Raw genomic sequence first — 11,952 nt, 5'->3', positions numbered from 1 at the left:
AACAGATAATGGTCAGTCGCGCATGGATTCTTCGCGCAGGCCATCGGCGAGCAGGTTGAGGCCGAGGACAAGGCTCATCAGGGCGAGGGCGGGGACGACGGCGGGGTGGGGGTAGATGGAGAGCAAGCGGCGGCCATCGTCGATGGTGCTGCCCCAGTCAGGGGATTCAGGGGATACGCCGAGGCCGAAGAAGCCAAGGGTGCCCAGCAGGATGGTGGTATATCCGATGCGCAGGCAGAAATCGACGATCAGGGGGCCGCGCGCGTTGGGCAGGATTTCCCACAGCATGATGTACCAGGCACCCTCGCCGCGGGTCTGGCCGGCGGCGACGTAGTCTCGGGATTTGAGGTCCATCACGATGCCGCGCACGATGCGGAACACGGTGGGGGCATTGACGAAGACCACCGAGACAAAGACGTTCAGAAGGTTGGGGTCCATCGACCAGATGCCGGTGGGATCCGCGTTGAAGGCGAGGCCGGAATAGGCCCAGAGGCCGAGGACAAGGGCCACACCGACATAGAGGTTGCGCCGCGCGGGCGTGGTGAAATAGCGGCTGTTCAGCAGCACCGAGACGAAGATCACCGGGAACAGGAAGAGCACGGCGGCAAGGGCGATGGGCACGCCGGTGGAGCGGATTTCCGGCGTGACCAGCAGGTAGAAGAGCAGGATCACCGGGAAGGCCAGCACCAGATTGGCAATGAAGCTGAGGCCGGTATCGAGCTTGCCGCCGAAATAGCCTGCGGGCAGGCCAAGGGTGATGCCGACCATGAAGGCGATGACGGTGGCGGCGGGGGCGATGGTCAGCACCCGGCGCGCGCCCATCACCACGCGGGAAAACACATCGCGGGCCAGATGATCGCCGCCCAGCAGATACCACTGATCGGAGTCCGGCACGGGCGTGCCGGGGACCACGTTCTTGAGCCCCGAAAGCTGTGCGATCGGGTCGAAGGTGATGATCATGTCGGCAAAGAGCGCCGTGAACACCCAGAACATCACGATGACAAAGCCGGTCATGCCGACATTGGAGTCAAACAGCTTGCCATAGAGGCCAAGGCGGCGCCGGAATTGCAGCGACAAGGCCACGGTGACAATCAGCGCCAGCCAGACCGGCCAGAACTGGACGGCCATTTTGGCGAAGATCATTGGCCAGGAGAGGGGTTCCATGCGCGCTATTCCTCAGCTCAGCCGGATGCGGGGATTCAGGAAGACGTAGCCTATGTCGGAGATCAGCTGCGTGACCAGCACGACAAAGACGGCCACCACTGAACAGGCCAGCAGCAGCTGGATGTCATTGTTGCCGGCGGCCTGCACGAGGGTCCAGCCGAAGCCCTTGTAGTTGAAGAGGGTTTCTACAATCACCACGCCGTTCAAAAGCCAGGGGAATTGCAGCATGATCACCGTGAAGGGCGCAATCAGCGCGTTGCGCAGGGCGTGTTTCAGGATCACCTGATGGAAGGCCACGCCCTTGAGCCGCGCGGTGCGGATGTATTGCTGGGTCATCACCTCGGTCATGCTTGCCCGGGTCATCCGGGCGATATAGCCGATGCCGTAGAGCGCGATGGTCATCACCGGCAGGGCGAAGTTCCAGAAGGTGATCTGGTCAATGGCCGATGTGGCCGTGCCCAGAAACAGCGTGCGTCCGTCGATCCAGCCCCATTCGGCGAGCAGGGGCGAAATCCCGGTGGTGGCCGAGGCGAAGATCACCACCAGGATGACGCCCGAGACATATTCCGGCGTGGCCGTGGTGGCGATGGCGAAGGTCGAGAGCACCCGGTCGGTCCGGCTGCCTTCGCGCATGCCCGACATGACGCCGATGATCAGCGAGACCGGCACCATCACCAGCATCACCCAGAGCATCAGCCAGCCGGTCGAGGCCAGCTTGTCCGAGATGGTCTTGGCCACCGGTTCGCGGAACACCGTAGAGGTGCCCCAGTCGCCTTGCAGGATGCCGCAAAAGCGCGGGGCCTCTTCGGCAGTGACACCTTCGGTGATGCAGCGGCCGCGGGTGACGCCCTTGTCATCGGTGCGGGTCCAGCCGGGCACGACACCGAGCCATTGGCCATAGCGGGTGATCATCAGCCCGCCATGGCCGTTGTTGATGATCCATGAGTCCACCGCTTCATCCGACATCCGGACCGAGCCTTCGGTGCGGGCCAGCTTTTCCAGATTGGGGGCAAGGTTGGTCAGGCAGAACACGACGAAACTGAGCGTCAGCGCAGTCAGGATCATCACGCCGACCCGGCGCAGCAGAAACGGCAGCATGGCGTTATCCTTCCCTTGCGAGTGGCGGCAAAGGGTGGCGGGAGGAGGGGCTTGGCGGGGAAGGGGGCTGCGGCAGGCAAACCGCAGCCCCCGAGGGCAGGATCAGGCGTCCATCGACCACTTGTAATGGTGGTGTTCGAACGACGGATGCATGTCGATATTCACCCCGTCGCGGGCGTGCCGGTAAAGCGAGCGCCAGAACGGCTGGATGATATAGCCTTCGTCCTGCAGGATGGTTTGCAGCGTCACCATCACCTCGCGCCGGGCATCGGCATCGGCCAGCGACAGGGCCTGCGCCATGGCGGCATCGAACTCCGGGTTTGCCATGCCGGTCTCGTTCCACGACCCCGTAGAGGTATAGGCTAGCGCCATGTTCTGCACGGCAAGCGGGCGGTGGTTCCAGGTGGTCGAGGAGAACGGATATTTCTGCCAGTCGTTCCAGAAGGTCGAGCCCGGCATCACGGTGCGCTTGATATTGGCGCCCGCATCGCGCAGCTGGGCTGCGATGGCATCGGTCGAGGCGGCTTCCCAGCCGTCATCGAGCGAGATCAGCTCGAATTCGGTGTCGGCCATGCCGGCGGCTTCCAGCACCGGGCGCAGCCCGGCAGGGTCGATGGTCTGCGCCGGAATCTCGGCATATTCCGGATGGACCGGGCAGGCGTGGTGGTTTTCTGCCGTGGTGCCAAGACCGTTGTAGCCCAGTTCCAGAATGATTGCCGGATCAACGGCCTTCTGGATCGCCTGACGCACGGCCTTGTCCTTGTAGAGGTCGCCATTGGCCGAATTCATCCGCGCCACGATGGTCGATGCGGTGACGGCCTCCAGCTTGTTCCAGCCCAGCCCATCCAGCACGTCGATGAACTCGCCGGTGGATTCGTAGTTGCAGTCGATCTCGTCCGATCCGGCCAGCGCCACCATGGCGGCGGGGTCGGTGCCAAAGTCGATGTATTGGATTTCATCGAGCGGTACGGTGCCGCCCCACCAGCTGTGGCCCTCATTGCGGGTGAGGATGGCGCGCTGGCCGACCGAGACTTCGGTCGGCAGATAGGGGCCGGTGCCGATGGGGTTGGCGGATGGGTCCGACCCGTCGACATAGGACGAATGCACCACCGCTGCCGGATAGTCGGACAGGTTGGCGATCACCGCCACATCCGACATCGACATCACCAGCTGCACGGTCATGTCATCGACCTTGACCACTGCGCCGTCGCGCAGCGCGCCGGTGGCTTCATCGACGAGGCCAAGGAAGCGCGAGGCCATGGCATTGCCCTCGACCGAGGCATCGGTCCAGCGGGTGAACATGCGCACCACATCATCGGCGGTGAAGACATCGCCGTTGTTCCAGGTGACCCCGGGGCGGACGCGCAGCGTGTATTGGGTGGCGTCTTCATTCGCCTCCCACGACTCCAGCAGGCGGCCTTCAAAGGTGCCGTCGGGGTTGTATTGCACCAGATATTCCAGCCAGCCCCGGTAGACGTTGGCGATATGCGGCCAGTCGGCGGTGCGCGGGTCTTTCTGGGCTTTCACCTCCATGCCGACGCGCAGGGTGCCACCGGTGGCGGCGGCTTGCGCCTGAACCGGGGCCTCGAGGCCCAGCAGCGCATAGGCGGCTGTCGCCGTGACGCCCAGAGCGGTGGTGCGGGTCAGGAATTCGCGGCGGCTGAGGGCGCCGGCGCGCACATCGCGGGCAAGCAGGGTGGCCGCCGGATGCAGCATCTGGGTCTTCATCGTCATCATATGTCTCCCTGATGGCAGTGCCATCTTGTTCTTGTTTTGACGGTTGCGCCGGACTGTGCCCTGCTGGGGCAATGACCAGTCTGTTCTTGCCCGGCGCGGGCAGGATTGCACCGGGGCATTGGCCCCATTGCGCAATACTTTACGTCAGGCGTCAACGCCCGAAGTCGCCCCTTTGTGCCGCAAAACCGACATCTTGTCGACCGCTGAGAGGAAATTAATCCGAACCATCCCCGGAATTCGGGCCGGGTTTCAAGCCTTTGGGGCTTAAACTTCGCGTCGGAAGGCGGTGGGAGAGCGCCCGGTCAGGTGCTGGAACGACCGTGTGAAATAGGCGGGCGAGGTAAAGCCAAGCGCCTCGCCGATGCGGGCAACCGGCATGCGGGTTTCGGCCAGCAAGCGGCGCGCTTCAAAGATACGGCGGTCCTGCAGCACCTCGATCGCCGACCGCCCGCAGGCGATGCGGCAGCACCGGGTCAGATGGGTGGGCGTGACGCCCAGGGCCGCGGCAAATTCACCCACGCCCGCCCCGGTGCGAAAATCGCGTTCCAGAAGAGTGGTGTAGCGGGCCACCAGACGGCGCGCCGCATCAGGTTTGGGGGTTTCGGGCGCGGCCTTGACCGCCTGGCGTTCCAGCCAGACGCCCAGCAGGCCCAGATAATGCCGGGTGGCCCGGTCATGCGCGGGGATGTCGCTGTCCATCTCGCGTTGCAGCGAATCAAGGATGACGTTGATTTCCTGCTGGGCATGCACCTCGCGGATGCGCAGGTGCTGCGCGGTTTCGGGCAGGGTCACACCGCTGTCACGGCCAAAAAACACCGCTGTCCCAAAGACCTGCGGCCCGACCTCAAACCCGTGCATCACGCCGGGCGGGATGAACACCGCATTATGTGCGGTATAGCCGCGGGTCACACCGGCAATGGTGATGCGACCCTGTCCTTTGGTGAACCACAACAACATCGGCTCGGATATGGCGCGCATCGCCTCAACCCGCCAACGCCCGCCGGCCGCAAGCCGGGGGATGGCAGTGACACGCAACTGCGACAGGGCAGATGCAGCGTTCGGCACGCTTGGGGCAGGGTGTTGGTTCATGGCGTCCTGCTCATTCTTGGCTGGATACAGATAAACAGGGCATGGCAGGCAACCCAAGCAGAATTATGACCTTGTCCACAGAACAACGCCCGACCTGTGGATAACTTGCCGCGTCCCGCCGCCCGCGGGCATCCCGTCCGGGGGGTCACTCCGGCACAACCGCCCGCCAGTCGCGCATGCGGTTGCGCAGCCAGGTGCGTTGGCGTTTGGCATATTGGCGGCTGGCCAGCTTGGCCGCCGCAACCGCGGCCTCCAGCGGCATCTGCCCTTGCAGATGCGCCACCAGGTCCGGCGCGCCGATCGCGCGGGCAGAGGGGCGCAGGGGGTGCCAGTGCGGCAACTCGGCCCGCACCTCTTCCAGCGCGCCCTGCGCCATCATCTGGTCGAACCTGCGGTCGATCCGGGCATTGAGCCAGTCCACCTGCGGGCGCAGCACCAGCGCCTCGGCCTGATTGCGCGCGATCAGCGGAGCAGGCGTGTCGGCCTGCCAGGCGGCCAGCCCCCGGCCGGTGGCACGCAACACCTCCCAGGCGCGCTGCACACGGGCAGGGTTGGCCAGGTCAATCCGCGCCGCTGTGTCCGCGTCCAGCGCCGCCACCATCGCAGGCAGGTCGGCGGCGCGCAGGGCATCGGCCTCGGCGCGGACCTGCGCCGGGATCTCCGGCACCTCGGCCAGCCCCTCGGTCAGCGCCAGAAAGTAAAGTCCCGTGCCGCCGACGATCACCACCGGTCGGTCCAGCCAGCCCGCCACCTCGCGCAGCCAATGGCCCACCGAATAGGCCTGATCCCGCCCGACATGCCCATACAGCGCATGCGGCAGCGCTGCCTCATCCGCCACCGAAGGCCGGGCGGTCAGCAGCCGCCAGCAGCCGTAGACCTGCAAGGCATCGGCATTGACGATCATACGGCCATCGCGCGCCGCCAGCTCCATCGCCAGCCCCGACTTGCCGCTGGCTGTCGGCCCGGCGATCAGCACGGGTGCCTCGCGAGAGATCTCGGCAAGCCTCATTTTCAGTCCTTGAATATCCCACGGGGGTCGCCATGGCTGCGCCATCGGTTCTAGCCCAATGGTGACGGGGTGTGAAACCCCCGCTGCCCGGCCAGTCACAGGTTGAACCCGCCCCCGTTTTGCGACAGTTTGCGCGGCAGTCCAAATGCAAAAACGAAGATGCGGGGAACACCCATGACCATAGCGACCCTTGAAGGTGGCGTGAAATACGACCGTGTGATGCTGAAAATCTCGGGCGAGGCGCTGATGGGCGATCAGGCCTATGGTTTGCACCCCCCCACGGTGGAACGTGTCGCGCGCGAGATCAAGGCGGTACATGATCTTGGGGTCGAGATCTGCATGGTGATTGGCGGCGGGAACATCTTCCGCGGGTTGCAAGGCTCTGCGCAGGGGATGGAGCGGACAACGGCCGATTACATGGGCATGCTGGCCACCGTGATGAACGCGCTTGCCATGCAGGCCGCCCTCGAATCGCTGGGCGTCTATACCCGCGTGATCAGCGCCATTCCGATGGATCAGGTCTGTGAACCCTATATCCGCCGCCGCGCGGTGCGCCATCTGGAGAAAAAGCGGGTCTGCATCTTTGCCGCCGGCACCGGCAACCCCTATTTCACCACCGACACCGCCGCCGCGCTGCGCGCAAGCGAAATGGCCTGCGAGGCGATCTTCATGGGCAAGAATGTCGATGGGATCTATGACAGCGACCCCAAGCTGAACCCGGATGCCAAACGCTATGCCGACATCACCTATGATGATGTGCTGCAGCGCAACCTCAAGGTCATGGACGCCTCTGCCATCGCGCTGTGCCGTGACAACCGGATGCCCTTGGTGGTCTTTGCCCTGTCCGAGCCCGGCGGGTTCAAGGGGATCATGGCGGGGCAGGGCACCTATACGATCGTGCATGACTGACAGGCGGGCACAGGCGGTTGCCCCGGGGGCTATACCCATGGACAGGCTTGGCTTATAGAGCGTAAAAAACGTCCGGTGCGCTGATGCCGCCGGACGCGTGACGAAGGAAAGACCCGATGGCTGACGATTTTGAACTGGATACCGAAGATCTGACCCGCCGCATGGAGGGCGCGATCAACGCCCTGCGCACCGAATTTGCCTCGCTGCGCACCGGGCGCGCCTCTGGCTCGATGCTGGAACCGATCCAGGTGGATGCTTATGGCCAGATGACCCCGATCAACCAGCTGGGCACCGTCAACGTGCCCGAGCCCCGGATGGTGACGGTCAATGTCTGGGACAAGGCGATGGTCAACAAGGTGGAAAAGGCCATTCGCGAGTCAGGCCTGGGCATCAATCCGCAGACCAATGGCACCATCATCATGCTGCCGATCCCCGAGTTGAACGAGCAGCGCCGCAAGGAACTGACAAAGGTGGCGGCGGGCTATGCCGAACACGCGCGGGTGGCGGTGCGCAACCTGCGGCGTGACGGGATGGATCAGATCAAGAAGGCCAAGGGCGACGGGCTGTCGGAAGACGACGTGAAGTTCTGGGAGGCGGAAGTGCAGGAGATGACCGACAAATACATCAAGCTTGTCGATCAGACCCTGGAAGGCAAGCAGGCCGAGATCATGCAGGTCTGACACAAGGTGTGACGGGCGGGGCCTGAGGAGGGGCCGCGCCCGTTGTTGGTTTTGGTATCCGGGACAGTATCCGGGCAGTTTCGGGAAAAGGGACAGGGGCTTGGCTTCCAGCACATCGGCAGATCAAAAGCTGCCCCGGCCGGCAGAACATGTGGCGATCATCATGGATGGCAATGGCCGCTGGGCCACGGGGCGTGGCTGGCCGCGACTGGTCGGGCATCGCAAGGGTGCCGAGCGGGTCAAGGAGATTGTCCGCTGCGCCCCTGATCTGGGCATCCGCTGGCTGACGATCTATGCGTTTTCCACCGAGAACTGGAAGCGCTCCACCGAAGAGGTGGTGGGGCTGATGTCGATCTTTGCCCGCTATATCGAACGTGAGGCCGACCGCCTGGCCGCCGAAGGCGTGCGGATGCGCTTCATCGGCGACCGCAGCGCGCTGAACCCAAAACTGCGGGGGCTGATGGCGGGGATCGAGGCGCGCACGGCCGGATTCTCCCGGCTCAACCTGACGGTGGCGATCAATTATGGCGGGCGCGACGAGCTGACGCGCGCCCTGCGCAGTCTGGCCGCCGATGTGGCTGCAGGACGGCTGGCGCCCGAGGCGATCACCGATGCGCTGATCGGGTCGCGGCTGGACACGGCCGATCTGCCGGACCCGGATCTGGTGATCCGCACCAGCGGCGAGACGCGGACCTCGAACTACCTGCCATGGCAGGCGGCCTATGCCGAATATGAATTCACCCCGACGCTGTGGCCCGATTTTTCGCCGGCCGAGCTGGCGCAAATCCTGTCGCGCTTCGGCAACCGGGAACGGCGCTTTGGCGGGGTGGCCAGCGGATGACAGATGTCATTGCCCGCTGGGGCGATCTGAAAAAGCGGGCAATTTCTGCCGCATTCATGCTGGCGGTCGGTGCCGGAGAGCTGTGGCTGGGCGGGACACCGTTTTCGCTGCTGGTCATCGCCCTGACCGGGGTGATGTTCTGGGAACTGGCCAATATGACAGCGCCGGGGCGGCGCGGGACACCGCTGGCCATGGGGCTGTTTGCCGCCGCCTGTCTGGCCGGGGCCGAGCTGTTCCGCGATGATCTGGCCACGACCCTGCTGATCTTGCCGGGTCTGGCACTGGCCCTGTCGCCGCGCCGGGACCGTCGGATTGCCACGGTTTATGGCATTGCGATCATGGTGGCGGGATATGGGCTGATCGAGCTGCGCAGTCCGGGCATGCCGGCGATTCTGTGGCTGGTGGCGATTGTCATCGTGTCGGATGTGATGGGCTATTTCGTCGGGCGCATCATGGGGGGGCCGAAGTTCTGGCCGGCGATCAGCCCCAAGAAAACCTGGTCCGGCACCGTGGCGGGCTGGGTGGGGGCCGTCCTTGTCTCGCTGATCTTTGTGGCAACCGGCCATGCGCCCTGGTTGGCGGTGGTGCTGGCCCCGTTTGTCGCCCTTGCCGGGCAATTGGGCGATATTGCCGAAAGCTGGATCAAGCGGCGGTCGGGGGTCAAGGATTCCTCGACCCTGATCCCCGGGCATGGTGGATTTCTTGACCGCTTTGATGCGCTGATCGGGGCGGTGGGGCTGGTGATGCTGCTGGGGCTGTTCACCTCGCTGCCGATGCCTGCACCTTTGGGGGGATAGGGTTTGCGCAGCATTTCGATTTTTGGCGCCACCGGGTCGGTGGGGGAAAGCACCTTTGACTTGATCTGCCGGGCGGGCGGGGCGAAGGCGTTCCGCACCGTTGCGCTGACAGGTGCGCGCAATGTTGCGCGGCTGGCCGAAATGGCGCGCGTGCTGCGGGCCGAGGTGGCGGTGTGTGCCGACGAGTCTTGCCTGCCGGACCTGCGTGCCGCGCTTGCAGGATCGGGGGTGCAGGCGGCTGCGGGCGACGCCGCGATTGCTGAAGCCGCCGATCGCCCCGCCGATTGGGTGATGAGCGCGATCGTGGGGGCGGCGGGACTGGTGCCGGGGTTGCGTGCCCTGCGCCACGGCGGCACGCTGGCACTGGCCAACAAGGAAAGTCTGGTGACCGCCGGGCCCTTGCTGATGGCGACCGCCGCGGCGCATGGCGCGCGACTCCTGCCGGTGGATTCGGAACATTCGGCGATTTTTCAGGCCCTTGTCGGCGAAGATATCGCCTCGGTCGAGCGGATCATCCTGACCGCATCGGGGGGTGCCTTGCGCGACTGGCCGCTGCCGGCGCTGGCGCAGGCCACGGTCAAGGAAGCCCTGGCGCATCCGAACTGGGCCATGGGGCAAAGGATTACCATCGATTCGGCATCGATGTTCAACAAGGCGCTGGAAGTCATTGAAACGCGAGAGTTTTTTGGTGTATCGCCTGATCAGATCGAGGTGATCATCCACCCGGAATCGCTGATCCATTCGCTGGTCGGCTTTCAGGACGGTGCCATCATGGCGCATCTGGGCGCGCCCGACATGCGCCATGCCATCGGCTATGCGCTGAACTGGCCGGACCGCGCGCCCTTGCCGGTGGCGCGGCTGGATCTGGCGCAGATTGCGACGCTGAGCTTTCGCGCGCCCGACCTTGCCCGCTATCCGGCGCTGCGGCTGTGCCGCGAGGTGATGGCGGCGCGGGGTCTGGCGGGGGCGGTGTTCAACGCCGCCAAGGAAATCGCGCTGGACCGGTTTCTGGACGGCGGCATCGGCTTTATGGACATGGCGGGCGTGGTCGAAGACACGCTTGCCAGGGTTATGCCGGAGATGTGCCTTGAAACTGACGTGATGACCCTTGAGGACATCCAGGGCGCGGACCATCTTGCGCGGGTGCGGGCTGCCGAGGCCGCGGCCGTGCTGGCGGGACGGCGCGCGACGTGACTGTGCGACCCTCGATTTTGCGGCCTTCTGTGGCCCTCATGGAATGAAGGATAGACCTTGGATCTGATCGGTCTTGTTCCCAGTTTTGGCGGTCTTGTCTGGACCGTGATTGCCTTTGTCGTGGCGCTGTCGATCATCGTGGCGATCCATGAATACGGCCATTACATCGTCGGCCGCTGGACCGGCATCCATGCCGAGGTGTTCAGCCTTGGCTTTGGCCCGATCCTGTATTCCCGTGTCGACAGCCGGGGCACCCGCTGGCAGGTCGCGGCGCTGCCCTTTGGCGGCTATGTCAAGTTTCTGGGCGACAGCAATGCCGCGTCTGGCAAGGATGGCGCGGCGATTTCAACCCTGTCCGAGACGGAGCGGCGGCGCACGATGCATGGCGCACCGCTTTGGGCGCGGTCGCTGACGGTGGCGGCGGGGCCGGTGTTCAACTTCGCCTCGGCACTGCTGATCCTGACCGGGCTGGTGCTGTGGTCTGGCGTGTTCAGCGATGATACCTTGGTGGGCGAGGTCACACCCTTGCCCTTTGAAGGCCAGCAGCTGCAGCCCGGCGACCGCATCCTGGCGATCAACGGCACCGAGACCCCCGACCTGACCCGTCTGGTCGAAGTCTCGAACGACCTGCCTGCGGCGGGTTCGGTGTCATACACCGTCGAACGGGACGGGCAGGAGCTGGCTTTTGACGGCCCGCATCCGTTGCCGGCACTGGCCTCGGGCGTGCAGCCGCAAAGCGCCGCCTTCGACGCGGGTCTGTTGCCCGGGGATGTCATTCTGGCGGTCGATGCGGTGCCGGTCACGGTGTTTTCGGAACTGCCCGCGCTGGTGGCAGGGTCTGAGGGCCGCCCGCTCAACCTGAGGGTCTGGCGCGCGGGCGAAACGTTTGAAACCACCCTGACCCCGCGCCAGATGGATCTGCCCAAACCCGAGGGCGGGTTTGAGACCCGCTGGCTGATCGGGCTGAACGGCGGGCTGGGGTTCGAGCCGGAAACCCGGTATCCGGGCGTGTTCGAGGCGGTGGGCATCGCCGGTGAGCAGACCTGGCGCATCGCCACCACCTCGCTTTCCGGCCTCTGGCATATGGTGGCGGGCAAGATTTCCAGCTGCAACCTGCGCGGGCCAATCGGCATTGCCGAAAGTTCGGGCGCGGCGGCGAGCCAGGGGGTGGAGACGTTTATCCAATTCATCGCGCTGTTGTCGGTGGCGGTGGGGCTGATGAACCTGTTCCCGATCCCGGTGCTGGATGGCGGACATCTGGTGTTTCATGCCTATGAGGCGGTTGCCGGCAAACCGCCGTCAGACCGGGCCTTGCAGGTGATGATGACGGTGGGGCTGGCGCTGTTGCTGTCGCTGATGGTGTTTGCGCTGACCAATGACCTGTTCTGCCCGTAACCCGCGCGATCGGACGCCATATTCGGGCCATATTCGGGC

11 protein-coding genes are annotated in these 11,952 nt (G+C 64.8%); 6 read left to right on the top strand and 5 right to left on the bottom strand.

All coding sequences use genetic code 11. The annotated features are described in order from the left end of the window. Positions 1-12: 12 nt before the first annotated feature. The 5 genes from CXR43_RS08590 to miaA form a co-directional block, all read right to left on the bottom strand. On the bottom strand, positions 13-1,164 hold the full coding sequence (locus CXR43_RS08590) for an ABC transporter permease (protein WP_103333574.1): 1,152 nt from the start codon (positions 1,162-1,164) through the stop codon (positions 13-15). A 12-nt stretch (positions 1,165-1,176) separates the two neighbouring features. Continuing rightward, positions 1,177-2,262, bottom strand: a complete 1,086-nt coding sequence (locus CXR43_RS08585) for an ABC transporter permease (protein ID WP_103333573.1) — start codon at positions 2,260-2,262, stop codon at positions 1,177-1,179. 102 nt (positions 2,263-2,364) lie between these two features. After that, positions 2,365-3,990, bottom strand: coding sequence for an ABC transporter substrate-binding protein (locus CXR43_RS08580; protein WP_103334131.1), 1,626 nt, complete (start codon positions 3,988-3,990; stop codon positions 2,365-2,367). A 273-nt stretch (positions 3,991-4,263) separates the two neighbouring features. Further along, a complete protein-coding gene (locus CXR43_RS08575; protein ID WP_103333572.1) occupies positions 4,264-5,088 on the bottom strand; it encodes an AraC family transcriptional regulator in 825 nt (274 codons plus the stop codon). 145 nt (positions 5,089-5,233) lie between these two features. Next, positions 5,234-6,097 (bottom strand): tRNA (adenosine(37)-N6)-dimethylallyltransferase MiaA, encoded by an 864-nt coding sequence (gene miaA / locus CXR43_RS08570; protein ID WP_103333571.1) that lies wholly within the window; start codon positions 6,095-6,097, stop codon positions 5,234-5,236. Between the two features lie 174 nt (positions 6,098-6,271). Between miaA and pyrH the strand changes: the two genes are divergently transcribed. The 6 genes from pyrH (at position 6,272) to rseP (ending at position 11,913) form a co-directional block, all read left to right on the top strand. Then, complete coding sequence (gene pyrH / locus CXR43_RS08565; RefSeq protein ID WP_103333570.1) at positions 6,272-7,006, top strand: UMP kinase; 735 nt, start codon at positions 6,272-6,274, stop codon at positions 7,004-7,006. 116 nt (positions 7,007-7,122) lie between these two features. After that, the gene (gene frr, locus CXR43_RS08560) at positions 7,123-7,686 is read left to right on the top strand and encodes a ribosome recycling factor (protein ID WP_103333569.1); all 564 of its coding nucleotides are present in this window, start codon (positions 7,123-7,125) and stop codon (positions 7,684-7,686) included. Positions 7,687-7,786: 100 nt separating this feature from the next. Continuing rightward, entirely contained in the window at positions 7,787-8,527 is a 741-nt protein-coding gene (uppS, locus tag CXR43_RS08555; protein WP_267134634.1) for a polyprenyl diphosphate synthase, read from the top strand. Continuing rightward, positions 8,524-9,324 carry a phosphatidate cytidylyltransferase gene (locus CXR43_RS08550; RefSeq protein ID WP_103333568.1) on the top strand — a complete coding sequence of 267 codons (801 nt, stop codon included), beginning with the start codon at positions 8,524-8,526 and terminating at the stop codon, positions 9,322-9,324. The genes uppS and CXR43_RS08550 overlap by 4 nt, the downstream gene beginning before the upstream one ends. A gap of 3 nt (positions 9,325-9,327) precedes the next feature. Further along, a complete protein-coding gene (gene dxr / locus CXR43_RS08545) occupies positions 9,328-10,518 on the top strand; it encodes a 1-deoxy-D-xylulose-5-phosphate reductoisomerase (protein WP_103333567.1) in 1,191 nt (396 codons plus the stop codon). Positions 10,519-10,575: 57 nt separating this feature from the next. Beyond that, positions 10,576-11,913, top strand: coding sequence for an RIP metalloprotease RseP (gene rseP, locus CXR43_RS08540; protein WP_103333566.1), 1,338 nt, complete (start codon positions 10,576-10,578; stop codon positions 11,911-11,913). The last annotated feature ends 39 nt before the right edge of the window (positions 11,914-11,952 follow it).

It is taken from the genome of Pseudotabrizicola formosa, from assembly GCF_002900965.1.
Taxonomy (GTDB): domain Bacteria; phylum Pseudomonadota; class Alphaproteobacteria; order Rhodobacterales; family Rhodobacteraceae; genus Pseudotabrizicola; species Pseudotabrizicola formosa.
Note: the sequence above shows the minus strand (reverse complement) of the source record. Positions and strands in the feature narration are given on the sequence as shown.